The following is a 26,266-nucleotide window of genomic DNA, read 5'->3' on the forward strand; positions in this document are numbered from 1 at the left end:
TAGTATTTATCAAACAGCTTAGGCATTGAGTTGTCTTCGGTAGCACATACTATCAGTCTTGGTTAGTCCATCCTAAGATACAAAATCAGGTTTGGATTTGTTTCCGCTTGGCTTTTTGGGCAAAGGGGTCCCTTTGAAAACTGGGTTCCTCAGGGCTTCGGGGGTCGGCCTTCAGGTGCATCTTTTTGGATCGGATGATGTTCATGCTATAATGTCCGAATTCCTCACTGATCTTTCCATAGCAGGCAAAGACCCCCCTGCCATGGATGGGGTATTTGTCCACAACATTGGTAAAATGGACCGCATCAAAATAGGCGCCTTCCCGATCAATAAAGGTGCTCAGCCGCATGTTTTTGCCGTGTTTGGTGGTATTGAACCGGGTGTTGACCACGATGCCATACAGTAACATCGGCTTGTTTTTATAGTGCGGCATATCCTTGGCCCTAAGGTCGTTCTTCAATTCCTCGGAAATCAGGTCAAAATAATCATAGAGTGGAAAGCCCAAAAGTTCCATTTGGTCATAGGCATCCTCCAACCAGTTGTGTTCCAGTTTGGGCAGCTCGAACTTCTTGTGCTTGGGCTTAAATAATTTGGGATGGCCTGTACTTTTTTTGGTGGCGTTCAGCTTAAAGATGGCCTGCCACAATAGTTCGCTCTTTTGCATGCCGGTAAACCGAAAGGCCCCAATACGGATCAGGATGGTCAATTGCTCCAGACTGATGGCCACACGGTCGATAAAGTCATCCAGGGATTTGAACTTCCCGTACAGTTGTCGTTCTGAGAGCAAACGTTGGATGACCAGACTTTCCAGATTGCGGAGGTAGCCAAGCCCCAGAAAGATGTCCTTACCTTGGATACAATTGGGATGGTCGCTTTGGTTCACACAGGACGGATGAATGATGCCACCACACATACGGGCCTCTTGGATATAGTGTTCCGTGGTGTAGAAACCGCCGCCATTGTTCAGTACGGCCACCATAAACTCCAGGGGATAGTAGCATTTAAGGTAGAGGCTCTGGTAGCTTTCCACCGCATAGGAAGCTGAATGTCCCTTGGCAAAGGCATAGCCCGCAAAGCTGGCTATCTGTTCCCAGACCTCTTTGGCCAATGCATCGGAATAGCCTTTTGTCCTGCAATTGGCAAAGAACTTGGCCTCCACTGCAGCAAACTCCGCACGGGAACGGAACTTGCCCGACATTCCGCGACGCAGGACATCGGCCTCCCCCAAATCCAGTCCCGCAAAATAATGCGCCACTTTCAGCACGTCCTCCTGATAGACCATAATGCCATAGGTCTCGGGCATGATCTCTGCAAGAATGGGATGCGCTTCCTTTCGTCGCTCTGGTTCCTTGTGCCTACGGATATATTCATCCTTCATCCCGGAGGAAGATACCCCTGGGCGGATGACCGAGCTGGCGGCTACCAGTCCCAAATAGTCGTTGACCCCCAGTTTTTTCATCAGGCCGCGCATAGCGGGGCTTTCAACATAATAGGCACCGATGGCCTTGCCCTGGCTCAATAGGGTATTGATGTTCGTATCGTTCTTAAAAGTTTCTACTTGATCGATCGGAATCGGTGGATTATCCGGTTGGTTTTCTGCAATGATCTCTACGGCATCCTTGATCTTGGCCAATCCCCGTTGCCCAAGGATATCGAACTTAAAGATACCGGCATCCTCGGCAATGATCATATCGAACTGTACCGTGGGGAAACCCTTGGGCGGGAGGTCAGTGGCGGAGTAATAGTGAATTGGTCGGTCCAATATCAGGATACCTGCAGCATGGACACTCAGATGGTTGGGCATGCCCTTGATGAACCCTGCGTATTTCAAGACCTGTTTTGCGTTGTTGTCCAAGGTTTCAAAAGTGTAACGGCCATCGCTCAGTTTGTCGATCTCCTCTTTGGGAAGCCCGAACACCTTACCGATTTCCCGAACCGCCGCCCGGTACTTAAAGGTATTGTAGGTGGCCAAGAGTGCGGTATTGGGAAAACGCTCAAAGATATAGGCGGTCATCTCCTCCCGGTCCTTCCAGGAAAAATCGATATCGAAGTCGGGGGGACTGGCCCGATAGGGATTGATAAAGCGTTCAAAATAGAGGTCCAACTCTATGGGGTCCACATCGGTGATACCGATGATATAGGCCACGATGCTATTGGCCCCGCTGCCCCGTCCCACATGGAAAAATCCTTTTTCCTTGGAATGGGAAACGATGTCGTGGTTGATCAGGAAATAGGACACAAAATCCAGTTTTTTGATAGTCTCCAGTTCCCGTTGCAACCGATCTTTGACCTCTTGGGTCGGGTCGGAATACCGTTTCGGAAGGCCCTGCCTGCAGAGACTTTCTAGCGTTTGAAAATCGACCTCCTTGGACCCCCCGAATACTTGTTGGTTTTGGGAGCTACGGCTCTCCCCAAATCCGAATTCAATAGAACATTGGTTCAAGAGATTTTGGCTGTTCTCGATAATATTGGGAAACTCTTGGTAGAGGGTGAGCAGTTCTGTTTGGGGCAGCATTTTTTCGGATGCACGTCCTTGGTCGGTCAATTGGAGTTTGCTGAGCAGGGTATTGTTATCGATGGCACGTAACAACCGATGCGTGTTGAAATCCCGTTTATCCCGAAAGGTCACCGGCTGTTGGATGACCAGTTTGTCTTTGTAATCCTTGTACTTGGAAAAGGGCAGGCGTCTGAGGTTCTCCACGGAAATACCGATGAACTCATGCTCCCGAAACGAGGTCTTTTCCAGTTGGAGCACCTTTTCAAAAGGGTAGATTGCAAAAGCATCCGTTAGGATAGGTGCTTCCTCCCACATTTGAAGGTCGTTATGGGAATGGTACGAACAGAGTTCGTTCAGTTCCTGAAACCCTTTATTGTTCTTTGCAACCCCAACAAACTGCTGCTCGGCCCCGTTCCTGAAATCAATGCCCACTAGGGGCTTGATCCCAAATTCAGGTGCCTTCCGGATAAAGTTGAGACAGGCCGAGGTGTTGTTGATGTCGGTAAGCACCAATTGGGAGACCCCATTTTCCTGGGCCATTTTCAAGAGTTCGATTTCGGAGAAGGTTCCGAAACGAAGGGAGTAGTAGCTGTGGCAATTCAAATACATAAAAAAAGTTTTGTTTTAAGGTTATTATTGGGTCCGGTGCGCCAAAACGATGGGCGGTTCCCCATTAAATGGATTGTGGAACCTTCCGATACTTTTTGCCCCCATGGACGAAGCGTACAGCACCTTTCGGTCGCCATAGCGTTTTCGGATACGGTCCATGGCGTTATAGAGGCTGAGCTTTTCCATCGTGTCGTCGAACAAATGGATCTGGTAGTTTCCGGAGACCAGATCCGTGAACCGCACCCCTACTAGGCGTACCAACATCCTGCGCTCATAGAGCTTTTCGAAAAGTGATAGGATTTTGGGGATCAAGATATGATCGGCACTGGTGTAGGGAATCCGCATTTGTTTGGAATAGGTCTGAAAGTCCGAATAGCGGATACGAACGGTAACACAGGCGGTCAGTTTATCATTGGTCCGTAGGTGGAAGGCCAGGTTTTCCACCATGGCAGTCAGGGTCGTCTTCAATTGCTCTACATTGATGGTATCCTTGCCAAAGGTGCGTTCCGTAGATATGGATTTCCGTTCATGGAAGGGTACCAAAGGAGGTCGGTCGATTCCCTGGGCCCGTTTCCAAATGGTCCGGCCATGCACGCCAAGTGCACTGGTCATCAGTTCGAGGGGCATTTCCTGGACGGTCTTCACTTTCAGGATGCCCAGGCTCCGCAAGGTCTCATAAGTCTTTTTGCCCACGGACGGGATTTTACGGATGGAAAGCGGTGCCAAAAAGGGTTTCTCCAAGCCAAAGTCCACCCGCATCTGATTGTTGGGCTTGGCCTCGTCCGTGGCGATCTTGGACACCACTTTGTTCGAGGAGAGCCCAAAGGAAATCGGAAGCCCCGTTTCTTTGATGATATAATTCCGCAGCTCCGTGGCATATTTGTAGGTACCGAAGAATTTGTCCATTCCGGTAAGGTCCGCATAGAATTCGTCCACACTGGATTTTTCAAAAACGGGTACCTTCTCTTTGATGATTTCCGTGACCTGCTGCGAGAATTTGGTATAGGTTCCGGCATTGCCGCGGATGACCGTGGCTTCGGGACAGAGTTGACGGGCCAATTTCATGGACATTCCCGAATGGATGCCGAACCTACGGGTCTCATAGCTACAGGCGGACACCATCCCACGGTCTCCGGTGCCGCCCACTAAGAGCGGACGGTGCAATAAACGGGAATCCAGGAGCCGTTCGCAGCTGACAAAAAAGGTGTCGAGATCAAGGTGTAGAATCTGTTCGTTCATAGCGAAAACAAACTTAGCTACATTTTGTAGCAAGTATTGCTTATATTTGTAGTAATTATGTATTTCGTAGGTAAAAATATTAGCCACCTCAGGCAACTTAAGAAGCTCTCTCAGGAAGAATTGGCAGAGGAGCTGGGGGTGACGCGTTCGACCATTGGTTCGAAGGAAGAAGGGCGTTCCATGCCCACGTTGGACCTTATGGTCAAAATCTCCGATTTTTTTAAGGTGCCTGTTGATATCTTGATCCGCAAGGATTTGACAAAAGCCAAGGATTTTTCGTTTATTGAGCTTGGAAACCAACGCGTACTTTTTCCCATTATGGTCAACCAAGAAAACGAGGACATGATTGAGGTGGTCCCGGTAAAGACCTCGGCTGGCTATCTGGCAGGTTATGACGACCCGGAATACATCGAGCAATTGGAAAAGATCAAGCTGCCTTTCTTGCCCACGGGCAAGCATCGGGCCTTTCCCATCAAGGGGGATTCCATGTTGCCCATGAAACCGGGCTCCTTTGTGATCGGTAAATTCGTGGAAGACCGTAAAGAGATTAAAAATGGGAAGACCTATGTACTATTGACCCAAAACGATGGCATGGTCTACAAGCGGGTGCAGAACCAGATAGAAGAAAATTGCACCTTAAAACTGGTGTCCGACAATAAAAGCTACCAACCTTATGAAGTGCCCATTTCCGAAGTCTTGGAGCTTTGGGAATTTACCTGCAGCATCAATACCCAGGAGTATGAACCCCATGAGCTAAAGCTGGACAGTATTATGCGGATGTTCAATGAACTAGGCGTGGAATTGGAAGCACTCCAAAAAGAAAAGGGGTGATTTCAGGAGATTGTGATTAACCCAACCATTAAGCTATTTGTTATGCGATGTGCTTATTCCATTCGTCAATGGCGTTTTTGTAGTCTTTCAAATCAAATTCAATCAAATCTCCCATATAACTGGCTATTTCTTCTTGTTGTTGGGCTGCCTCTTCCATTGCCTCGGCCATAGCTGTGTCAAACACCTTATTTTCTTCCAAACCCTTATAGAAGTCCAACACTTTCTTAAAAATTGGATTGACTTGGATGTCAATCCCTTGCGCTTTGAAAAAATCACTTTTGTTCAAGTAGTACACAATATTCAAATTGACCATAAACAGGCGGAGGAATGGATGTGGATGTGAATGTTCTTTGTAATAAATGTTGGGTAGGTCTTCACAAAAACTTGCAATATGGTTAAGCAAACAAGAACAGAGAACAACGATTGTAAACTCCACATTTTCTTGGGAAACCTTATCTCCAAAACTTTTCTTGATGTATTGTTGGACATGGGTTGCTATTGCTATGGCGGCCAGGGTGTCCGCATTGGTCTCTAAACAATGTGCCACACTATCATATTCTAATGCTCCGTTATACCGCTCCTGCAGGGACAATTTTTCTCTTTTTTTGGAAAACTGGACCAAATGGGCAAACTCATGATAATAGGTAAACTGTGTTGCTACCTGAAAGGCCAATGCGGTTATCGGATTGTCGTAATGTCCAAACATATACGGATAGGTTGCTTCTAAATACTCATCCAAGGCCTTGTTTTTTAAAAATTTCTCCGAGCAACCCACAATCAATCCCAGATTGATATGAATGGAAAAAGTGTCATTCTTCAATTGTGCACCAGCATTGGTCTCAAAAAAATTAGTGTAGATGAAAGCGGTCGGGTTAATGTTGTGCTTTTTCAGACTAGTGTTCAAGTGCTCCCTACAGAATGTATAGAAATCATCAAAAAGTGCCTCATTAGGAGTTTCCCTATAATCAAAAATATCACCCGCTTCAATAATATCTTTTTCTTTGGCCAATTTTATTTCATCATCGTAGTTCATGGTATTTCAAATCAAATAAAGTTTGTGTGGTCTATGTTAAATCCATCCTTGTTTCTGGGGAAACTGTCCTTTACAACTAGATGTCCCAATACCCTATGTATTTTGGGAGGTGTATGACACTTTTCAGGAAACCTAATTCAATCTCTCGTAAAAGGCTTTCAAATGTGCATTGGTAAAGATACACGATTAAATATCCAAGTCGTTTCCATCATTGATGTCCAACAACTTGAGTTCAGCAAATTTTTCACCTGCTTCAGGGATGGCATATTCAAAAGTAACATTTATGTTTTCCTCTTCTTCGATCTTGACCTTTGTTGTATCGAAGAAATGCCAGGTTTTATCGTCCCCATCGTAATAGCCCGAATTTTGGTCATCTGTGGTTATTTCGACTTCATATTGGACAATGGCCTCGGCCTCCAAATAAATGACCTCTTCGGATACACTGGTAATCTCATACTCCAAAAGTTCCACATAAACCTCTTGCACATCCATGTCATGTACTTCAAAATAATCGATGTGATGATAGTATTTTGATTCATCATCCAATTGTGTCTTCAACCAATCGGTGATTTGCGCAATATAGGTATCCGACTTATCCGCATACAATTGCGCTATCCTTGCCAGTCTTTTTGCTCGCTTTGCTGTGGCTTCCACCGTTTTTAGTTTTTCGTCAAGAAACTCATTGAAATTACGATGGGATAAAAGCTTGCTTTCATATTCAATCAAGTCCCGATCCTCTGCAAATAGGGTACAATTCTTATTATGGACCTTACACCATTCTTCGACGGAGATGAGGGCCAGGGCATCTGGAAACTCACTTTTCTTGATTCCAGCACCAAAGGGCTTTTTATTTTGGAAGTAACTATCGAAAATGATTTTGGTGTCCAGGATCGGATATCTGAGCATTTCAATGTTGGCCTCTTTAAGCGCTGCCTCGATAGCCGATGTCAGTTCTACAAGGCAGGCCTCTTGTTCCAAGGGGTCGAACTTTTCCCTTAAAGATGCTATATTTCTCAGGACACGGGTATCCCTCCGATAGCGATTGAAACTCTTCAAGGCTTCCTCCAAATTTTTGCGGGCCCTATTGAGAATTTCGTTGTAGGTGACCTCAGGCATGAGAATCTTAATATGACCCTCCTTTGCCAATCTGAAAACCTCCTGAATCCTTTTGCTTTCTATAAAATTGTTCGACTTAAAAATTGAAGTATCTATAAAAATGTAATCCATCCAAATCTATTCTAGGCTACGAAAAGTACGACATTCTGAACTACTATTTTTTATTCCCTACAGGATCATATGTTCCGATAAGGACCTGTTCCAGTATCAAGGCCTTTCTTTCCTTGGAGAGTTCCTTCGGACCACCAGATATTAATGTATCGACATAGTTTAAATCCAGCAAGGCGGTATACACAGGAGATTTTTGACTTTGGAGTAATTTAAAAAGATCACTGTCCTGCGATGAGGATTCCTGAAACTCCCTTCTTAAGCGTTCGCCAAAAGTAGCCCATACACCACTTGTTGTTTGACCTACGTAAAGGATGGTATGCTTGTTGAAATGAACATATACCCCTGATGCATTACCCGAGGTGCCCAGCTGACGTTTGGACCAAGGGGTTCCTAGTCCAGAGATGCTTATGGGTATTGACATTGCCCGTAATTTTTCAATCTCTGGAACTTTAATGGTTAAAAGCATTAAAAATAAATTTTGAGTTCCGGGAGTTATTAATTGATGATTTCCTTGAAATGGGATTTTCCAAATAACTGAACATCTAATTCCGGAAAACTGGCCTCGTCCATCAGATACCGAAATTCTTCCACAATTTTATGTACGGATGGGCCGTCGGTCAACCGTACCCGCGTCTCGTAATTGTGTTCCGTGCCGCTACGGGTAAAATTGAGCGACCCTAGATAAGCGATACGGTCATCGATGATATAGATCTTGCTATGGAGATAGGTGGTCCGTTGTCCAAAGGTGTTTGTTTGTGGCACGACCTTCAAGGGAAAGATAGGCTCATAGGTATAGGAATAGACCCTTTTGTTCCGCACCAGAAATCGAAAGAGCCATGCACCCAGTCCAGCCAGTGTGGTTAGGGCCAAACTGACCAATACGGGCTGCAGCGCTTGTTGGATAAAGAACCACCAGCTGGCTACCAAACCCATGCCCACCATGGCATAGCATCCCCAAACTGCAATTTTCAATCGCTTCCGCTGCTTCCGTGCCCTACCATCGATATGCACGTTCTGGCGAATGAGGTTTTGGAGCTTGCCATACCTTTGGTCGTCATCCGCTGTAGTGATTAGTTCCACTTTAACCCCTTTTTGGTGAAGCTCATTGAGACCTTCCAGCAACGGGGCCGATAAAAATGGGGATACAATCTTGACGGATTTCCGGGCCAAGGTCATTTCCTCCATGAGCTTTTTCCCAGCTCCGGTCCCGATATAGATGTCACATTGTGCATTGTTGAAATACATGATTTCCAGTTTTATAGATGACCATTAAAGTTACTTTATACATAACCAAAATCGGACCTGATTCCATCCGTAACAGATTAGTTATCAACAAATTTCGGAAATAGGATTTTGGTTCCATAGGGCAAGAATTCAAAAAAAACCCGATGGGAACGAGGGCCAACAACACTCCCGATTGCGGTCGCTGTTTTGGCGATAGAAAACCAATGTATCGAAGCCCAAGGCTATTCCTTGGAGGCAAAAAGGGAACGGGCCTCCATGTGAATGCGCTTGAAGTTGGCTTCGAAACGGCCATCGGTATTGGGGAAGGCAGGCTCTGGTAAACTTCGGACCGGTTTGGGGACAGGAAAGCGGATCTTTCGGTCCCTGCCGTCGGCAAAGGAGATGAACTCCCCCTGCTTCAATCGGAAGAACGCATCGGAACGTATCTTGCTCACCTCCCGTTCCCCCCTGGTGATGCGGGTATCCGAACGAAAAGGGTCCTGTCCCTTGCTCACGCTATGGGTAGGACGTTTGACCAGTTCAAAAAAGCGTTCGTAATAGCGTGCGGTGTCGGGGTCGTTGACCTTCCCGAAGAACTGATAGGAAAGGTTGCCCAGGATGGCCCGACTGGCCTTGTCCCCATACATCATGTCGTTCTGTACCTTGTCCTGCAGGACATAGACCGTAACAATGTCATAGCTGCGCAGGGTGGCCGGGATGCGGTGCATGTTGAGCTGCCGTAAGGTGGAGGCCTCCTCCATCAGGTCAAAGGAGGGCCTTCGTCCCCGGACGCTCATCTGTTTGGTGATGGTATGGAGGATGGTGGCAATGACCGGGGAATAGGCGGTCTCATATTTCGGATTGTTGACGATGGCCACCACCGATGGGTTCTTGGGATTGTTGATATCCAAGGGCACCTCGTCGGCGGAAAGTGCCATAAAGATCCGCTGGGTACTGATCTTCTTCAGGGCATTGGCCAGGGTACTGAGCACCCCTGCGGTCTGCCGCTCGGAGTCCCGGCCCGAGATAAAGGCATCGGCCATCGCCCGTGAGATGATGTTGGAGGAGAGCCAGTCGATCAGGTCATGGGTGTCCAGCTGTTGGTAGACCGCGATCAGGTGGGGCAGCGTACAATGTTCCGGATGTGCCGTCTTGAGTTTCCACAGCAGCCCGCCCAACAGGCCCTCCACGGCATCGTTGAAGAATTTGGAGGAACCGAAGACCGAGTTTTCCCGTTGCTCCAAGAGGTTCTCCAACAACACCCGGGAGACCTCGTTCACGGATTCCTCATCGGGAAGGTAGCGGGGTGCGATGGGGTTTACCCGCTTGTGGATATCATCGAAGGACACGATATGGAAGGGCAGTTTTGGGTCGGAGAAAAGCGGATGCGCCAGTTCGGTGATCTCAAAATGCTTGTAGTCATGGATGACCCCACAGAAGCTGTGCTTGCTAAAGTGCTGCAACAGGGCATGCACCACCGATTCCGTTTTTCCGCTCCCCGCCGAGGCGATGACGGACACCCCCCTGCGGATGTTCTTTAGGACCAAATGGCCGCTCTGGAGCTTGAGCTTGACCCGGTATCGGGGATGGACCTTTTGTTCGGGCCTGACCAGTTCGGGCAGGGCGAACAACAGGAGGTTCACCCCCTGGAGGGGCAGCAGTTGTACCAGGATACTTCCCCAAAACCGTTGTATGGGAAAGTGGTGATGGACCAATGCCCCGGCCAGGACCAGGATGCCGCTCCAAAAGAAATAAGCCCATGGGTTCTTCAGGTGTGTCCATACCATCAGGGCCAGGATCGCCCCATAGGCCGTTGTCAGCACGGCCAGGGGCTGCTCGGAAAAAGGATAGTCTATGGCTATGGGCATCATCATTAGATTTCGATGGAACTGGAACCCCTTGCTAGGTCCAGTCCCTTTTTTATGTGTTTGATGGATTTCAGGACCAGGTCCATTTTGGACTTGGGAATATCTGGCAAGGGGACCTTGACCCCCGACTTGCCCAGGACCTTTAGGGCTGCCGCCCGTTCGTTGGTCGGGAGCTTGGCCAGTTTTGCAAAATAGCGCAGGGGATCCCGGCCCAGTTCCTTTCTTCCGGCATAGCTCTCCACATAACTGCGCTCATGGCCGAACATGCGGTCAAAGGTCTTTTCGGCCGCCCCGAAGAACTGGTCCCGCTTGAAGCCCCGTTTCATGGTCTGCCCATGGAGCTTTCCCTCGGATCCACGGTGGCTGCTACCGGGCGACAGGCTGTACCTATTGGTGACATCCTTCCGGCTCATCACGATATGGACGTGCATCTGGTGGCCGGGCTTTTGCATCCCCTCCTTAATGGGCCTGCCATCGATTTGATGTGGCATTTCTTTGGAAAGTCGCTCGACCTGTCGTTTCATTTTTTGGGTGTCGCCCTGCAACTCGCCCCGCTCCACTTTTCGGAGGTCGTTTTGGAGCTTGGCGATCTCCGCCCTGTAGGGCCGGTTCTCCTGGATTTCTTTGTCCCTGCCCTTGTACAGCCGTTGGTGCTCGATCTTGGCGTAGTATTTCAACTGGTCCACATGGATGGCGTGTTCCCGGTAAAAGGCCGCCGCATAGTCCTTCATCACTTCCCGCACATAGGCCCGTAGCAGGGCAGGGTCATTGCCCATGGCCTTGAGTTCGCGCTTGCTGGGGTTAACGGTCAGGGAATAGAATTTGGGCTCCCTTTTTTTGAGCTTTGCGGTATTGGCATCGATCTCTTTGACCACGGTCTTGGCATCGATACGGTCATTGTACTGATCAAAGAAGGGCTCCTGCAGTTCGGGATGTTTGCCCTCGTTCTCCTTTTCCAGATAGGCCACAAAGTCCGTGGCACTCCGCATATAGGTGGCATCCATGTGCTGTTTGGTGATGGTAATGTACATGTCAGTCGTTTTTATAGCGTTGTTTGAGGGCCTTGAACTCCTCACCGGAAATAAAGAGTTTGACGTGGACCTTGCCCAAAAGGGGACGGACCAATTGGGCCTTTTCATGCAGCAGCCCATGGATTTCCCGTTGCATCAGGACCAGTCGGTCCTGGACCTTGAGCTTCTCCTCTTGGAGCTCGATCAGGGCAAAGCCCGGTCCGCTGGTGTCAATGTCCTGGGAAGGTGCCGAGTTGATGCTTTCCAGGGAAGGTTTTTGGGGATGCTTGCGCTTGGCCCCATGGTCGAAGAGCACCAGAAGGATGCTCAGGATACGGTCGATCTTGTCCTTTTCGGTGGCCCTGTTGATGGAGATGATGCGGTCGGTGTTTTGATCCCCTTGGGCCATCAAAAGCTTGACCACGGGATGGGACCTGAAATCCTTTTTGTGCGATCCTACCTGTGCATAGGTATCCATCAACAGGGCCAATGCCTCGGAATGCGTTTTGGCGATCTTGGGCGATAGGCCCCTGAATTTTTCGGCCACCGCGCCACTGACCTTAATGTTCACATTGGCTCCCATGAGTCTTGTTTTTTGGGGATGTTGCCCCCTCTCTTATCCTTGGTTTTAAAAGCCTCTCGGCCCATTTGACCCCTAAAGGTCCCCTTAAGGGGTCATATCTGGGTCAGATAGGGGTCAACCCCATTCCCATCCGGTTTCATACTATTTTTTTAAACCCTTGTTTTACAAGGGTTTAAATCAAATGAATCGTATGCAACACCGCCTCGGCGTGTTGCCCTCTTGCTGTTCCTTTTTCCCCGCAGGGGAAATTTTACAACGTATCTTGAAGGTAGTTTGAAGGCCATGGAAAATAAAGGGATTCGTAAATTTTAAGACGGAAACGCGAATATTTTTGAATAAAATTCACTGAATCGGAAATAACGTTAAATATCTTTCAATAGAAATTCATGCGCAAAAAAAACGGACAATCGAAATTGCCCGTTCCAAAACCTGTCATTGGAGTTTGTATTAAAGAAGTCCGTTATCGGCGAAACTGTAATAATCGCCATTGGGTACGATGATCAAATGGTCGAGTACTTTGATGTCCAATAGGTCTCCCGCCTTTTTGATTTTACTGGTGAGGTCCTTATCCGCTCCACTGGCTTCCAACTTGCCCGAAGGATGGTTATGGGAAATCAGGACGGCACATGCTGCAGTTTTGAGTGCGATTCCGAAAAGGATTCGCACATCCGCCAGTGTTCCGGTGATACCCCCTTTGGAAAGTTCATAGATGCCCTTGACCTTGTTGCTGTTGTTCAGGAAAACCACCTTAAAGGATTCATAGAGTCCAATGGTGTCCTTGTCCCAATGTTCGTAAAGCACTTCAGCGGCATCTTGTGAAGATTGGATTTTTTTCCAGAATTTGGCGTTGACGCGTTCTTTGTAACTCACTTTTATTTCGTTAACTTTAGTGTTCATTGTTTTACTATATGTTTAATGATGAGATAAGAGGGTGTAGCTGTCGCAATTAGGTACACCCTCGACTATTTTTAATATTCAGAGGGCAATAGGAGCGTATTGTCCACAAAGTACAGTCGCAGCTTGTCCAAGGGAAAATCGTTAATGTGGTATTTCTGTGTCGTAAATACCAAGCCGTTGCCATCGCTGTACTGGATGGTGGCATCATAACCGATTTCTTCCTTTTCCGCTTCGGTCAACCGCTTAAAATCCACGGTGATGAAATAGCTCTTTTCCATCAAGCTCTTGCCCATAATGGACGCATCGGTCAAGAGCCAATAGGCATTTGCCGTTGACGCCAAAAACTGGATGCCCTCGGTATACAATGTGCCACAAATGGGCAGGCGGTAGAATTGTGCCGAGCCGTGGAAGCGTCGCAACTGGTCGGATAGATTTTCTTGTGCTGTTTCCATAGGATTACATTTAATGGTCATGATCCTCATTATCGATAAAATCTGCATCCGTGACCCCATTGACCGCTTTGGCCAATCCGTTCAGGGCCTTTTGCAAGGTCATGCGCTGGCACGTTGTGGCTGTGTTGCCTTTTTGGGGCATTTTCCGAATGAGATGTTGAAACCCTTGGATCAGGGTTTCCGCTTGACGTTTGAATTTTGTTGCATCCATGTGGTTTCCTTTTTTGAAAAGCAAGGGACGTCCACAAGGGACATCCCCGATTCCTTTATTAAGCCTTTTTATCCTTTTCGGTACTTGTCTCCTTTTGGGCTTTGGCCGTGGTATTCTGCGCCTTGCTGGGGGCTTTGCCCTTGGACTTTTCGCCCAATAACAATACTTCGTTCGCCACGATTTCGGTCACATAACGTTGGTTGCCGTCATGCCCTTCGTAGGTTCGGGTCTTGAGTTTCCCGATGACCCCGATCTCACTCCCTTTGGTGGCGTACTTCTCGATGATCTCTGCGGTCTTGCCCCAAGCCACGATATTGTGCCAGTCCGTGCTTTCCACCTTTTGCCCTTTGGCATTCTTGTAATACTCATTGGTCGCCAAAGGAAAACGGCATACTTTTTTGCCACTTTCCAAATCTGCCACTTTGGGTTCATCCCCGATGTTCCCAATCAATTGTACATGGTTTCTAAAATTGCTCATGATAAATGTATTTATGTCCGCCTTTTGCGGACTGGTTAAAGAAAAATTGAACTCGTAATTGCCGTGCAAGCCAAACACACAGACCAATAGCCCCAAATACTCCGCATCCCCATCCAACCAAAAAGAAAAGAGACTTACTTATGCTATCTTGAGCGCCTCGCCCTTTTTTGATTTCTTTTGTTCCGCTTCCTTTTTTGTTGTCCGTGTGTGATTTCATGGTTTCCAGTCTTTGACTTACTTCTACTAGAGCTTTCACGCTCCCCTTTTTTTGATGCTGGATGTAGTACAAGATTCAGACCTGTTGGGGCCGTATAAAAAAGAGACCCCGCTGGGGGCGGGGTCCTGGCTTTATGCCGGCTACAGGATTGAATCTTGTTGTTTTGCCTATAAAAAAAGGGGAGCGCAAAGAGTTAAGGGTAGGTCAAAGAAGACCTATGAAAGGATACGGCCAACGGAAGTGGAACAAAAAATATATAAATGGTACGTTTTCTTCTGACTGAAGTTATTGTTCTACCTAGCCTGTTTAGGCTGATTTAATAGTAGTAATTGTTAAATTTTCCTACAACAATATTCTATCTTTATTCTACCAAAATCCAAACGATATGGCTGGAACCAGTACAAAGAAGGAATTAATAGATTTTTTATGGGAATGGGCGGAACCAAATGGGAACTGGGGTAAGTTATTACTTGCCAAGACCATTGCCAAACAGGATGCATTGAGTGATGAGGAACGCAATACAATTTTCAACTACTATCTGGAAGAGATAGGATTTGTATTTAACCCCCCACTAGCACCCATAGCGGTGAAGAAGCCCACTTTTAGTGTTGACGCCAAGAAGGTAGTCTTGAACAAGGTACACAAGGTCAAAGGGGTAAATCTTTTGGACGAGGACCAAGAGATGGAATTCAGTCGGGGCATTACGGTTGTTTATGGCAATAATGGAGTTGGTAAAACTGGGTATAGCCGTGTGCTGAAATCTTTGGGACACAGTTTTGACAGTTCCCGAGAAATCCTCTCCAATGTCAATGAAGCACAACAGGGCCAAAGCTGTGTTATTGATTACGAAATAGAAGATACTCCTAATAGCCATCATTGGAACGGGGTGCATACCACGGAAGACCTATCGGCCATATCGGTGTTCAACAGCGATTGCGTAAACATATCGCTTGGCAACAACAGGGAATTGCTAGTGGCCCCTCAGGGATTCTATATGTTTCGATTGGTCAAGGACGAACTGGCCAAATTGGAAGAATTACGACAACGACAGGTTAAGCTTTATCCCACAACCCTCCCTTGGAAAGAGCAACTTCATACCGGCACACCCCAGCATAAGTTCGTGGATGAATTGTCCGTGGACTCTGATTTAAAAGCGTTGGATGCATTGGCAAATTTTACACCAGAAGACCTAAAAACGCTCCAACAAAAAGAGGAAGAAGCCAAAGGGATGAACAAAGGTTTCTTGCTGACCACAAGAGGAAATTTGAACCTACACATCATGGATTTGGGCCGTATTATTGCCGCTATAAAACAGAACCAGGGTAAGCTCTCACCAACGGACTGGTCGAATCTACTCCAGTACAACGAGCAATTGCAGGGATTAAATGCACGAACACAGGTTACCTTATCTGCCATTGCAGAGCAAAATGGTGTGGAAAAGTTCAACACTCCGGAATTTTCCAATTTCTTGAAATCTGCCGATGCATATATTAAGGTGCTGAATAAGCAGGACTATCCAAAAAATCCCGATGATACGTGCGTGTACTGCAAGCAAAGTTTATCGGACGCGACTGCTCAAGATTTGGTGCAGAGTTATCAAGAGCTCATGAACGATACCACCCAAAGTGAAATAAATAGAATCACAATTCTTAAGAATGGAGTTGTCCAGAGAACAAGACTGGTGGATACCCAGCTAATTTTGCACCATCCAGTTTACGGGGTGGATGAAGCCGGGGCATTGATTCAGCCGAAAGCGTTGTTGGAATTGAACTCCAAAATGAAAACATTGAAGTCGCACGTGATTCAAGATACCTTGACGAAAGACGTAAAATTTGACGTTCAATTTGAAAAATACATTACTATCCTTGAAAAAAAGAAAAAGGAATTGGAGGGCGAAAGGGACGGTGTATCCAGGCAGTTGGACAATTTACTTGCTATTGAAAAGGGAATACAGGCAAGTATTGCAGAACTGAAGGATAGGCAACTGTTATCCCAAAAAAAACAAGCGGTAATAGACTGTCAAGCCAATCTCAGGGCACAGGCTGCTTTAGAGACCAATGCCAATAAATTTAATTCAGCCTCTTTGAGTGCCAAAACCACCAGTGCAAGGCAAGAGTTGATAGCACAGGACTTCAATACAAAATTTGATGAAGAATTAAAAAAATTCCGGAAATCCCATCTAGGGGTAAAAATTTCATTTTACACCTCAAAAGGGAGCTCCCGTCTAAGTCAAAACATTTCCACCTTTAACATAAACCAGGTATTAAGTGAGGGGGAACAGAAGGCCATAGCCCTGGCCGAATTCCTAACGGAGATGCAATTGGATGAAACCGTTGCCCCGGTCGTCTTTGATGATCCGGTCAATTCCCTGGACCATCATATCATTGATGATGTGGCAAGGAGACTTGTGGAACTGGCCAATGAGCGACAAGTGGTGGTGTTCACACATAGCATACTGCTGTACCATAGTCTGATGGATTTACAAAAATTGACCATTGGGAGTAACGTAGATTTTAAGTTTTATAATGTCCACAGAAATCTTGATAAAGCTGGAATTCTGACTGACGGTTTTGAAATCAATAGTTTGAGTGCTGAAATCAAGAAAATCAATATGCTATTGAATAATGGACAACAGGGGAGATTGGAAAGCGATGTGGCAGAGGAGGGTTATGGGTATTTGCGGGCAGCCTTGGAACTATTTGTTACCGACGTTGTTTTTCAAAAAATGGTCAAACGCTATCGAAAGCATATCATGACGACTACCTTGCCGAGGGTTAGCGGCCAACTTATCGACAAACACAAGGCTACCATAGAAGATTTGTTCGCCAGGTCCAGCAAATTTATAAACGCACATAGTGCTGCCCAAATCATACATAGCCCACCCACTTTGGATGACCTTAGAACAGATTTTGAAACCTTCAAAGGTGTCAAGCAAGAATTTCCATCTTAGTTTCTTTTGAGTAGCAGGAAGTAAAAAGAAGCCCCCAACGGCAAATATTATAAGCAATGAAAATTAGAAATTAGGCATTGACATCAAGACAAAATAAAGCAACGAAAAAAAAGTGCATTTATCTGGACCAGTTTGCGGTAAGTGATTTGTTGGCTCCGGATAGCAACTCTTTATGGGGCAGCATAAGAGCACTGATCTTAAAAAAAAGGGCTGAAGGCAAATTGTATTGTCCTTTGTCCCACGAACATTTCTTGGAAACTGCAAAAAAGAGAAAGACTGACGCCCAAAGACACGACCAGTTTTTGACCACATTATCCGACGGATTCGCATTTAAGCCTGATTTGTTTATAACCTCACAGCTCATTTCCTCCAGACTCCGAGGCAATAGGGTTACCCAAAAGACTTTTTTCTATGCCAATATTGATAGTAAAATGAGTACCGATGAGAACTATATTTTTTTTGATAAACTGGCAAATGAGCATAAGACCTTGATAGAGGACGCTGTTGCCGGCCTCAATAAACTAAGAGCGCAAACGCGGACCCAAAAAATCAAGGGTAAGGCAAAAAGCTCATTTATTCAGGCTTCAAAGTACATCCAAACGCAAAGTTTTATCCAACGGCTTGAGGAATTGATGAAACTGGAACGTCTTTATATTCGAGGCGATAGGATAGGGGATAAGGAAGTGCCGAATTGGGTGGATTTAATACTGGAGCAGCTATTAAAAAGACATAAACTGAAAAAAAAAGAGGTCAAAAGACTGCTACTAGAATTTAAGAGTAAGGGATTCGAAAATATAGCCACCTTGAATATTCGAACTACACTTCTGGCTTATCTGGCCCTGTACAGTAAAAAAGAAAGCCAAGCCGACCATATTGACATCATGCGCATCAGCACAGGATTACCGTTGTCCGATATCATGTTGGTCGACCGACAGCGAAAGGCTGAACTTGTAGAATCTGGATTGGCAGCTAAGTATAATACCTTGATTTATTCTGGGCGTAGCAACGATTTGAAGGAGTTAATGGAAAAACTGGAACAGCTATAGCGCAGATTAAATAGCTACTGAGAATTATTAAAGATTGATAGACTATGAATATTCGTGACCCCAAAGTGCTGATGAAATTGCAAACTTTTAAGGGGATTGACCCTGAGGATATTGTTATTTCACTTCAGACCCTCTTTGAATCTGGCAGGGGAATGAAGGATTCCGATTATATTGAAAAAGGTCTTGCCTTGGGCAAGGATGTGAATTTTGAGGATTTCTATGTGGAACAACTACAGGCATTCCATTTCAACATGGCCAATGGCTGGTCCTATCTGCATGAGCATAGACAGGTACAAACAAATCTGGAAATAGGGGATTTCCAGCCCAAAGAACTTGAGCAACAGATTTTCCATCTAAGAATGGCACTATCAGTTTCGCAGTATTGGCATGACCCTCAGAGGAAGTGTGAAGTGTTGACCAATTTGGGAATTCTGTTCAATACTATAGGCAGGTTTTCCGAAGCATTGCAATACTACCGCCGGGCCTTTGAAATAATACCAGAGTTTGGGCAAACTATGGCGAGTTATGCCCATACTATCCTTGGATACTCACGTTTTCTATATGATGGAGCCCAACAGGGCTATTTCTTCAAAATGGCTTACGAAGCCTTTGGCAAGGCGTTGGAAGGGGAGTTATATGCGGAAACCAGGACTTCCGTGATAGAAATAAGAGGAAATATTGAATCGCTCTTCCCAAACGATGAGCTGGGCCATGATTACGGGGAGGGCTCATTTGATTTGGGTAACGGACCTGAGGAAGTAGTGTATAGAAAATGGGTGCTGAATAATGGGTTGTTCCTCAACCCCATCAATGATTTAAGTAAAGAAAGTATAGCGGCCCATGATTGTCTTTTGTTACCCACTTTGAAGGCGGAGGACAATAGACCTGAATTCCATCAAATGCAATTCAACCAGATGAAACAGGAGTTTGTCTCAGCACGATATATCTATTATGAGGGCCTAGTGCATGCAAAACCCCATTTCTCGGACAAAGGGAATCTTCAAATGGATTTATCCAAAGGAATCAATTACGGCATGGCGGTAGAAAAGCTAAAAATATGTTTTCGGATGAACTATTCAATTTTGGATAAATTGGCATACCTCCTGAACGATTACATGGAATTGGGATGGCCTACAAAATCGGTCTCTTTTAGTAGAATTTGGTACAAACCGAAAACTAGAGATAGAACGGAGGTGATGGATAAGGTCAACGCCACTGAAAATTTGCCCTTTAGAGGGCTTTTTTGGCTGAACAAGGATTTTTATGATAAGGATTTACCCAATATTATTTCCATTGCTCCAGAATCCAAGGCCATGGCTGAAATTAGAAATTACTTGGAGCACAAGTCATTGAATATCATTTCCAACGAGGAATGGGACAAGGTCAAAGATGATAGCGGAAATAGCTATTGGATTAAACGTCAAGATTTCGTAGAAAAAACGTTGAATTTAATGCATGCAGTAAGGGCAGGCTTGATTTATCTGTCCTTGGGAGTAAACCTTGAAGAGAGCAAAAAACCGAATAATGGTCCAACAATACCTATATATCCCAATATAAAAGACGATAGCCAAAAGTTTTGATACAAAAACAATTCAATAAACCGCTAATAGATTGGATTAAGCAGGGGCATAGTTTGTAAAAGCTTCAAAACAGCCCCTTTTATTTAGCTTTAAGCTCTACTTGAAAAAGCATTAAATTTATATTGTTGTTACAGTCGTGTAATCAGCGGTTAGATATATGCACTGTGCATAATGCGAGAAAATCCAGCCACAAATGAACAGAGAGGAATATTTAGACAAAGTAAGTGATGAATTTATGTCCATTCTTCACAAGTACATCCCAAACAGAATGATTGAGGGCAATGGATATAGCGAAATGTCTTTTCAAGCAAGATTATCAAACAAAAACAACGCTTTTTCCAAGAGTCAATACTATTATAAGGCTGATAACAAATTTGTCCATTGGACTTCAGTTCAGAATTTGATGTCGATTATAAATTATCGGGAAATGAGGCTTTATAATCTTCACAATTCATCGGATGCAGATGAATTTGCTTATGCTGCAGAAAAACTGAACCTAGCGGATAACCAAATCGATTATTCCAAAAAGTATTTATATACACTTTCATTTTGCAAGGCATCCGAATTGGGTAATCCTGACCTATGGAAGGATTATGGAAAAAATTACGAAGGTGTTGCACTTGAATTTGAAATTGTGAACAATCCCAACGAATGGAATAATTTCATGCTTTCAGAGGTTTATTATGAAGTGCCTAAGGACTTTTTGGAATTGGAAAAGGAATTAAATGATTTCCATAAAAAATACCCGGATGCCAGAACCTTTATAGACTTGGGAAAACTAATCGCATTCCATAAAAGACCCGATTTTTCAAAAGAGTTAGAGGTTAGGTTATCAACCTACTTCCCTTTCAACAATACGGAGGCCTATGAAAAATTCTGTAACACAGAATTCCGATTTGAAAAAGGTAGACCAAGGGAAACGGACTATTTTGGACTTAAACTCTGGGTAAACAATGAATCACCATTTGTTAAAAGTGACAAACCAGAATTTGATAGGCGATTGGTAGTTGACCAATCATATTTTGTTGAAAAACCACAAATTAGGCTGACCAACATTTATTTTGGTAAGAATTGCGGAATTTCAATTCAAGAATTCGTTCCGTTTTGGACTAAATTGAAACGTATAACTCCTATGAAATTAGGATACGAAATTGAGGATTTAGCGCTCAATCTATATGGATAAAACTAGGGACAACAACCAATTCAATGAAAACCCTTAGTCCAGTTCCTTAAAAAGGAAATTTTTTTTGGGAATCTCGTCTTGCTTCCTAAACGGTACCAACAATCCGTCATTTTTGGAATCAAAATATTGAACAAATTGTCAAATAGCCAAAAAGTCTCATTCTCGGTCAATTTGGTAGTTTCAATAATTGATATTTTAAGGGACAAGTTCCTTTAGATTAGAACTTGTTGTCTGCATGAAGTAAATGCTTGTAAAATGAAATTTCGTACTGAGGTTTTTACTTTGTAATTTGTTTTAGAAAGGAAGTACTTTCTTTCATTCTGCCATCCATTTTCTCTTTAAGGATCTAATTACCTTCCAATTTAAGATTAAAGAAAAAAACTTGAGAGCTAACACCCACAATCATAGAGGACAAATGCGAACATCCCAAATCCGTGATAGGAGGGTTACAGGCAGGCGATAGGGACATGGTGTTAATAAAGTTTGATAAGTATGCTTTTAGTAAGGTCAAAGGTGAGGTATACAAACTGTATATTTATGTATGCAAAAACGATTGGGAACAAAGGAAGTTAAGGTTTTGGGCATTATCAGAAAGCATGTCAATTATAATGGCTTGGTACCGAGTGTTCGTCAGGTCATGAAGGAACTGGACTATAAATCTCCACGGTCCGCAGCCTTATTGATGCGGGCTTTGGAAGATAAGGGCATTCTGGAAAAAAAGGGAAATGGTCGTTATATACTAAAAGAATATCAAGTGCCGTCCGAAATGGAACTACCGAGGTACACGGTCAAAATTCCCTTATTGGGTAGTGTTGCCTGTGGATCTCCAATTTTTGCCGAAGAGAATATCGAAGCTGAAGTTTCAGTTTCTACAAAGTTGGTCAAGACGGGTCACAAATATTTTCTGTTAAAAGCAGAAGGAGATTCTATGGATTTAGCAGGGATTAATGATGGGAATCTTGTATTGATTCGACAGCAGCAACATGCAGAAAACGATGACTTGGTGCTGGCCCTGATCGATGACCATGCCACCATAAAAAAATACAGGCACAACGGTAACCACATCCTGTTGTTGCCCCAATCATCAAATAGAGACCATCAACCCATTATCATGTCGGAGGAATTTCGCATTCAGGGAGTGGTTGAAAGTGTAATCGCATTAGAGTAGTTTAAGTTATATGCTGAGCTTTAAATATTATAAGACCTCATGGCTGATTCCGGTAATATTGATACTTGCCGCAGGGCTTGATTTTGCTATTGTCGAATGGCTGATACCCGTGTTAAAGGAAAGAGATATGGATTTTCTTAGGGCACCCACCAATGTGGCACTTATTACGGGTTTTCTTAAGGTTTACGACAAGTACTTATGGAGGTTCAAAGGGCTCAACTTTCTTGTGAATGTGCCCAATATGTCCGGCAGATATAAGGGTTGTGTAAAGTATGAATGGGATAAGAAAAAGGAAAAGAAGCCCTGTTTCATAGAGATTAAGCAAACCGCCTCCAAAATTAAGATCAACGGTTATTTCAATGATGATAATGAGGAATCCACAGATTCCTATTCTCTAGTGGAAGACATTAGATTGGGGGAAGATACATTCTATTGGATTTATTTTTTCTACACCAATGGAGGGCATAAAATTAACGCGACCCTTGATGATCACGAAGGAGCAAATGTTTTCAAGTACTTACCAGCTGAAATAGGGGGCAAGGCAAAATTGAAAGGATACTATTTCACGAATAGGACAGTGCAGACCCGTGGTGCCATTGAGGCAGAGTATGAGACAAACAAATTAAAAGGAACATTTTAAAACAAGAGTTATGGCCAATTGCAATACGCTATTTCTTTCGTTCAATAAGTCGATACGCTTGGACGATGATAGAAGGATAAATCTCAGGGAAAAACGGGACAACCTCAGAAAGAGAATAAAAGGTGGTTTTGGCGAAGTCCGAAAACTACATACCGTAAATGAGGAGTTGGAGTTCCAAAGTCAAGGATCCTATGTTATGGATACCATTATCAATCCAGCCAATCCGGAGGATGAATATGATATTGATGATGGTGTATATTTTTTTGGTCAAAGGTCCAGGGAGCACCGAGGGGAAACCAAAAACTACCATGACTTTATTATAGCCTCGATAAAATCCGGAATAGGCCAGAACGAAATCGAGGAAATTAAGGAGAAGGATACCTGTGTCAGGGTACGGTACAGGGGCAAAAAGAACGATTTCAATTATCATGTGGACCTTCCGATATATTATGCCACTGACATGTACCATCCAGATTTGGCCCACAAAAAGAAATCATGGCTACTTAGCAACCCCGTAGATTTCATTCTGTGGTTCGAAAGGATTATCGATTCTGGCTTTGAGGCTAAGTACTTGGTGGAACGGAGCCGCTATGAGCAGGAATACCAAAGATGGTTGGACGATCGTAGAAAAAAGGACCATCAACTGCGAAGGATAGTCAGGTATTTAAAGGCTTGGGGAGACCATTTAAAAGGTGAGATGCCCCCTGGGGTTGTCATGACCATTTTAGCGGGATCAGACTCCAATTATGTAGCCAATGAAAGGGACGACATCAGCTTATTGGAAACCTTGAAAAATATCAGGCAATGGCTACGGAACAATCAATTCACGTGCCCGAGGCCTACGATACCCGTGGGCGAAGATTTGTTTGCAGATTATCCGCAGTCAAGAATCGATTATTTTAGGGATCGTTTGGACGCTTTCATAAGCAGCGGGGAACAAGCCTTGGAAAACCCGAATCAAAAGGATGCCTGTAAAAAATGGCAAAAGCATCTTGGGGACAGGTTTCCATGCTTTATGGCAAAGGATGAAATCGAAGGCGCAAAGACCTATGTGGCACCCGCTTATATTAAAAGTGATAATTCGAGAAGTGCATGACTGAATTCCAGCACGCCCTGAAAAAAGCCTTGGATTGGCTCGGAAAAATCGAGGAGGTACGGGTTCTGGATCAAGCCGAAAAAAGATGTGTTGGGTTAACTGAAAAAATAGATGTTTGGGAGGTTACCACCGAAATAACCAACAAATCATCAGGCATTGATACGATACGTTTACATATAATTTTTACTCCTGATTTTCCCCTAAGCTTTCCAATTGTGCTTTTGGCCAAAGAAGATTATGAAAGGTACAAACACATTCCCCATGTACAGGCCGATAGGTTAGTGTGCACCTTTGGCAACAAAATTCAGCCGGATCCGGCAAACCCCGATAAGGTAGTGGAGGAGGTCATTAGACGGTCCAAGCATATCATTGAAGCGGGTATAAAAGGGGATAATAACAGGGAAGAATTCCTGGAGGAGTTTGTCGCCTACTGGAATGGGGAATATTCGGAAAAGGATGTGGTGCTGGATTCGGCCCTTTTGGTAATTGAAAAACCAATAAACAAGAATGTAAAACTGATCACACTTGACAAACCGTACAACAAGATTCACCACATTATTCATACGGAAGAGGACATTGGGAAAAGGTTCATAACCTTTCTGGACAAGAAGAAAATCCGCTATAACGAGGTAGATGCACTTTTTGCTGGTGAGATAGGCATTCTAGAACCACCATTTTCCATAACCAATAGAAAAGCTTTTGACCTGTTGCACAATCGGCAAATTGAGAACAATATAGATTATCGGAGGTTCATCAATTCCAAGGTGTTTCCCAAATTGATTTTGTTTCAAAAAAAACTCGGTGGCGAAGTGAAGTATTTTGGGTGGTTCCATAAACCGGTCAAAGTGACTAGAAATGGTTTCAGGCCAGGCAGTCTATCCAATATCCAGGTTATGAAAACATTTCACGGGGAGGATCTGGTAACAAGGATCAATCCTGAAAAATACTCTCCGGCCAGACTGACCAAGCGTAGTGAAGGTTTTCAAAATTCCCCAAAACCGGGGATATATTGTCTTGCAGGTTTAGGGAGTATAGGGTCAAACTTGGTGCACTTTTTGAATTATGGGCCTGAATTGGAGTTTAGGTTCGTAGATAGCGATAAACTGAAGGTCGAGAACCTGGGCAGACATCTTTTGGGACTGAATTATTTAAAATGGTACAAGACAAAAGCTATTCAAGATCACCTGCTCAACCTTAACCCAATCCAAAAGGTCACAACGAAAGAAGTATCAATACATACGGTTCTGGAAAAGGAGCCCGATTACATCAATGATTCGGATATTTTATTTGTGGCCATAGGGGAAGCAAATATTGAAACTTGGATTGCAAAAAAATTAAAGGAAGGGGCGATTAAGGTCCCGATATTCTTCCTTTGGGTCGAACCATATCTGCTGGGCGGCCACTGTCTCTATGTTCCTCCCAAGTGCCCAAACTATGATTCCTATTTTGATGATAATGGACTGTTCAAGTTTAACATGATTGATGCGGATTTTCAGGGCAACCCTATACTTTCTGAAAAAGAGGCAGGTTGCCAATCCGATTTTACACCATATGGCGGCAACAGCATTCAGTTGTTCTTGGGAGCTATGTTTTTTAAGATTTCAGAAATCATGAACGGTCTCCCAGCTCAATCCCGGAGTTTCACCTGGGTTGGTGATAAAACCATGGCTGAAGAATTGGATATTGAAATATCCGCAACGGGGGAAGACTGTAATTTTGGGGAGGTTTTAAGCTTTGAATTATGAAGAGCCATAAATTGGGAAAGTACCAAATCTTAATTTCTGAGGATGTTCTAGGATTACTTGCCAAACACAAGCAGGTAAAGTTCCACCAAAAAGAATCAGGGGGTATACTTCTTGGGCAGGTAAGAGGAAATGAAATCTATATTCTAAAGGCTACGGTTCCGTCCTTACATGATAAGGCAACTAGGACTACCTTTGACCGCAATAAACAAAAATCACAGATAATTATTGATTATGAATTCAGTAACAGTGACCAAAGGACAATTTATTTAGGGGAATGGCACACACACCCGGAAAAGTATCCTACACCCTCAAGTACAGATTTGAAAATGATTAAGGACCAGTATGCAAAAAATGTATTAAACGAACCTTTTCTGATATTGGTCATTCAAGGTACGAAAGGTATTTATTTAGGCCTTTTAAGCCGCAAGGGATTAAGGTATAAAATGGTTTCGTGCACTTTATAAGAGCTTCAAGTTAAAATG

General features: G+C 44.4%; 23 protein-coding genes. 10 read left to right on the forward strand and 13 right to left on the reverse strand.

Annotation, left to right across the window (positions count from 1 at the left end):
• Positions 1-85 precede the first annotated feature (85 nt).
• Both AACP56_RS13330 and dinB read right to left on the reverse strand, forming a co-directional pair.
• Positions 86-3,106, reverse strand: a complete 3,021-nt coding sequence (locus AACP56_RS13330; RefSeq protein WP_339335098.1) for a DNA polymerase III subunit alpha — start codon at positions 3,104-3,106, stop codon at positions 86-88.
• A gap of 24 nt (positions 3,107-3,130) precedes the next feature.
• Positions 3,131-4,345 (reverse strand): DNA polymerase IV, encoded by a 1,215-nt coding sequence (gene dinB, locus AACP56_RS13335; protein ID WP_339335096.1) that lies wholly within the window; start codon positions 4,343-4,345, stop codon positions 3,131-3,133.
• Between the two features lie 57 nt (positions 4,346-4,402).
• Between dinB and AACP56_RS13340 the strand changes: the two genes are divergently transcribed.
• The gene (locus tag AACP56_RS13340; protein ID WP_339335094.1) at positions 4,403-5,176 is read left to right on the forward strand and encodes an XRE family transcriptional regulator; all 774 of its coding nucleotides are present in this window, start codon (positions 4,403-4,405) and stop codon (positions 5,174-5,176) included.
• A 40-nt stretch (positions 5,177-5,216) separates the two neighbouring features.
• On the opposite strand, the gene AACP56_RS13345 is transcribed toward AACP56_RS13340, so the two are convergent.
• The 11 genes from AACP56_RS13345 to AACP56_RS13395 all read right to left on the reverse strand — a co-directional run bounded on the left by AACP56_RS13345 (position 5,217) and on the right by AACP56_RS13395 (position 14,415).
• Entirely contained in the window at positions 5,217-6,209 is a 993-nt protein-coding gene (locus AACP56_RS13345; RefSeq protein ID WP_339335092.1) for a hypothetical protein, read from the reverse strand.
• Between the two features lie 186 nt (positions 6,210-6,395).
• The gene (locus AACP56_RS13350; protein ID WP_339335090.1) at positions 6,396-7,436 is read right to left on the reverse strand and encodes a PIN domain-containing protein; all 1,041 of its coding nucleotides are present in this window, start codon (positions 7,434-7,436) and stop codon (positions 6,396-6,398) included.
• A gap of 43 nt (positions 7,437-7,479) precedes the next feature.
• A complete protein-coding gene (locus tag AACP56_RS13355) occupies positions 7,480-7,902 on the reverse strand; it encodes a hypothetical protein (protein WP_339335088.1) in 423 nt (140 codons plus the stop codon).
• Between the two features lie 29 nt (positions 7,903-7,931).
• Complete coding sequence (locus AACP56_RS13360; protein WP_339335086.1) at positions 7,932-8,681, reverse strand: phospholipase D-like domain-containing protein; 750 nt, start codon at positions 8,679-8,681, stop codon at positions 7,932-7,934.
• 221 nt (positions 8,682-8,902) lie between these two features.
• On the reverse strand, positions 8,903-10,447 hold the full coding sequence (locus AACP56_RS13365) for a type IV secretory system conjugative DNA transfer family protein (protein WP_445227697.1): 1,545 nt from the start codon (positions 10,445-10,447) through the stop codon (positions 8,903-8,905).
• A gap of 86 nt (positions 10,448-10,533) precedes the next feature.
• The gene (gene mobB, locus AACP56_RS13370) at positions 10,534-11,559 is read right to left on the reverse strand and encodes a MobB family relaxase (RefSeq protein WP_339335081.1); all 1,026 of its coding nucleotides are present in this window, start codon (positions 11,557-11,559) and stop codon (positions 10,534-10,536) included.
• A gap of 1 nt (position 11,560) precedes the next feature.
• On the reverse strand, positions 11,561-12,121 hold the full coding sequence (locus AACP56_RS13375) for a BfmA/BtgA family mobilization protein (protein ID WP_339335079.1): 561 nt from the start codon (positions 12,119-12,121) through the stop codon (positions 11,561-11,563).
• 447 nt (positions 12,122-12,568) lie between these two features.
• A complete protein-coding gene (locus AACP56_RS13380) occupies positions 12,569-13,018 on the reverse strand; it encodes a JAB domain-containing protein (protein ID WP_339335077.1) in 450 nt (149 codons plus the stop codon).
• A gap of 71 nt (positions 13,019-13,089) precedes the next feature.
• Positions 13,090-13,470: a DUF6876 family protein gene (locus AACP56_RS13385; RefSeq protein WP_339335075.1), complete on the reverse strand. Its 381-nt coding sequence runs from the start codon at positions 13,468-13,470 to the stop codon at positions 13,090-13,092.
• A gap of 269 nt (positions 13,471-13,739) precedes the next feature.
• Complete coding sequence (locus AACP56_RS13390) at positions 13,740-14,159, reverse strand: single-stranded DNA-binding protein (RefSeq protein WP_339335073.1); 420 nt, start codon at positions 14,157-14,159, stop codon at positions 13,740-13,742.
• On the reverse strand, positions 14,146-14,415 hold the full coding sequence (locus tag AACP56_RS13395; RefSeq protein WP_339335071.1) for a hypothetical protein: 270 nt from the start codon (positions 14,413-14,415) through the stop codon (positions 14,146-14,148). The genes AACP56_RS13390 and AACP56_RS13395 overlap by 14 nt, the downstream gene beginning before the upstream one ends.
• 346 nt (positions 14,416-14,761) lie before the next feature.
• On the opposite strand from AACP56_RS13395, the gene AACP56_RS13400 reads away from it, so the two are divergent.
• From AACP56_RS13400 to AACP56_RS13440, 9 genes are all read left to right on the forward strand, one after another.
• Positions 14,762-17,326, forward strand: a complete 2,565-nt coding sequence (locus tag AACP56_RS13400) for an AAA family ATPase (RefSeq protein WP_339335069.1) — start codon at positions 14,762-14,764, stop codon at positions 17,324-17,326.
• 77 nt (positions 17,327-17,403) lie between these two features.
• A complete protein-coding gene (locus AACP56_RS13405; protein WP_339335067.1) occupies positions 17,404-18,372 on the forward strand; it encodes a hypothetical protein in 969 nt (322 codons plus the stop codon).
• Positions 18,373-18,416: 44 nt separating this feature from the next.
• Positions 18,417-19,952, forward strand: a complete 1,536-nt coding sequence (locus AACP56_RS13410; protein WP_339335065.1) for an LA2681 family HEPN domain-containing protein — start codon at positions 18,417-18,419, stop codon at positions 19,950-19,952.
• Positions 19,953-20,145: 193 nt separating this feature from the next.
• On the forward strand, positions 20,146-21,135 hold the full coding sequence (locus AACP56_RS13415) for a DUF2971 domain-containing protein (protein WP_339335063.1): 990 nt from the start codon (positions 20,146-20,148) through the stop codon (positions 21,133-21,135).
• Positions 21,136-21,676: 541 nt separating this feature from the next.
• Positions 21,677-22,303 (forward strand): transcriptional repressor LexA, encoded by a 627-nt coding sequence (gene lexA, locus AACP56_RS13420; protein WP_339335061.1) that lies wholly within the window; start codon positions 21,677-21,679, stop codon positions 22,301-22,303.
• A gap of 10 nt (positions 22,304-22,313) precedes the next feature.
• Positions 22,314-22,943: a Cap15 family cyclic dinucleotide receptor domain-containing protein gene (locus AACP56_RS13425; protein WP_339335059.1), complete on the forward strand. Its 630-nt coding sequence runs from the start codon at positions 22,314-22,316 to the stop codon at positions 22,941-22,943.
• A 10-nt stretch (positions 22,944-22,953) separates the two neighbouring features.
• Positions 22,954-24,039 carry a cyclic GMP-AMP synthase DncV-like nucleotidyltransferase gene (locus AACP56_RS13430; RefSeq protein WP_339335057.1) on the forward strand — a complete coding sequence of 362 codons (1,086 nt, stop codon included), beginning with the start codon at positions 22,954-22,956 and terminating at the stop codon, positions 24,037-24,039.
• Positions 24,036-25,784, forward strand: a complete 1,749-nt coding sequence (locus AACP56_RS13435) for an E2/UBC family protein (RefSeq protein WP_339335055.1) — start codon at positions 24,036-24,038, stop codon at positions 25,782-25,784. Before AACP56_RS13430 ends, AACP56_RS13435 begins: the two co-directional genes overlap by 4 nt.
• Positions 25,781-26,248 (forward strand): Mov34/MPN/PAD-1 family protein, encoded by a 468-nt coding sequence (locus AACP56_RS13440; RefSeq protein WP_339335053.1) that lies wholly within the window; start codon positions 25,781-25,783, stop codon positions 26,246-26,248. The genes AACP56_RS13435 and AACP56_RS13440 overlap by 4 nt, the downstream gene beginning before the upstream one ends.
• The last annotated feature ends 18 nt before the right edge of the window (positions 26,249-26,266 follow it).

Source organism: Croceitalea sp. MTPC6, from assembly GCF_036985525.1.
Classification (GTDB): domain Bacteria; phylum Bacteroidota; class Bacteroidia; order Flavobacteriales; family Flavobacteriaceae; genus Croceitalea.

Excerpts from the sequence above, each read along its gene's own strand:
- AACP56_RS13425 (WP_339335059.1), top strand. The coding sequence starts at position 22,314 with ATGCTGAGCTTTAAATATTATAAGACCTCATGGCTGATTCCGGTAATA.
- AACP56_RS13400 (WP_339335069.1), top strand. The coding sequence starts at position 14,762 with ATGGCTGGAACCAGTACAAAGAAGGAATTAATAGATTTTTTATGGGAA.
- AACP56_RS13410 (WP_339335065.1), top strand. The coding sequence starts at position 18,417 with ATGAATATTCGTGACCCCAAAGTGCTGATGAAATTGCAAACTTTTAAG.
- mobB (WP_339335081.1), bottom strand. The coding sequence starts at position 11,559 with ATGTACATTACCATCACCAAACAGCACATGGATGCCACCTATATGCGG.
- AACP56_RS13355 (WP_339335088.1), bottom strand. The coding sequence starts at position 7,902 with ATGCTTTTAACCATTAAAGTTCCAGAGATTGAAAAATTACGGGCAATG.
- dinB (WP_339335096.1), bottom strand. The coding sequence starts at position 4,345 with ATGAACGAACAGATTCTACACCTTGATCTCGACACCTTTTTTGTCAGC.
- AACP56_RS13340 (WP_339335094.1), top strand. The coding sequence starts at position 4,403 with ATGTATTTCGTAGGTAAAAATATTAGCCACCTCAGGCAACTTAAGAAG.
- AACP56_RS13360 (WP_339335086.1), bottom strand. The coding sequence starts at position 8,681 with ATGTATTTCAACAATGCACAATGTGACATCTATATCGGGACCGGAGCT.
- AACP56_RS13345 (WP_339335092.1), bottom strand. The coding sequence starts at position 6,209 with ATGAACTACGATGATGAAATAAAATTGGCCAAAGAAAAAGATATTATT.
- AACP56_RS13440 (WP_339335053.1), top strand. The coding sequence starts at position 25,781 with ATGAAGAGCCATAAATTGGGAAAGTACCAAATCTTAATTTCTGAGGAT.
- AACP56_RS13385 (WP_339335075.1), bottom strand. The coding sequence starts at position 13,470 with ATGGAAACAGCACAAGAAAATCTATCCGACCAGTTGCGACGCTTCCAC.
- AACP56_RS13390 (WP_339335073.1), bottom strand. The coding sequence starts at position 14,159 with ATGAGCAATTTTAGAAACCATGTACAATTGATTGGGAACATCGGGGAT.
- AACP56_RS13350 (WP_339335090.1), bottom strand. The coding sequence starts at position 7,436 with ATGGATTACATTTTTATAGATACTTCAATTTTTAAGTCGAACAATTTT.
- AACP56_RS13330 (WP_339335098.1), bottom strand. The coding sequence starts at position 3,106 with ATGTATTTGAATTGCCACAGCTACTACTCCCTTCGTTTCGGAACCTTC.
- AACP56_RS13435 (WP_339335055.1), top strand. The coding sequence starts at position 24,036 with ATGACTGAATTCCAGCACGCCCTGAAAAAAGCCTTGGATTGGCTCGGA.
- AACP56_RS13375 (WP_339335079.1), bottom strand. The coding sequence starts at position 12,121 with ATGGGAGCCAATGTGAACATTAAGGTCAGTGGCGCGGTGGCCGAAAAA.
- lexA (WP_339335061.1), top strand. The coding sequence starts at position 21,677 with ATGCAAAAACGATTGGGAACAAAGGAAGTTAAGGTTTTGGGCATTATC.
- AACP56_RS13380 (WP_339335077.1), bottom strand. The coding sequence starts at position 13,018 with ATGAACACTAAAGTTAACGAAATAAAAGTGAGTTACAAAGAACGCGTC.
- AACP56_RS13430 (WP_339335057.1), top strand. The coding sequence starts at position 22,954 with ATGGCCAATTGCAATACGCTATTTCTTTCGTTCAATAAGTCGATACGC.
- AACP56_RS13415 (WP_339335063.1), top strand. The coding sequence starts at position 20,146 with ATGAACAGAGAGGAATATTTAGACAAAGTAAGTGATGAATTTATGTCC.
- AACP56_RS13365 (WP_445227697.1), bottom strand. The coding sequence starts at position 10,447 with ATGGTATGGACACACCTGAAGAACCCATGGGCTTATTTCTTTTGGAGC.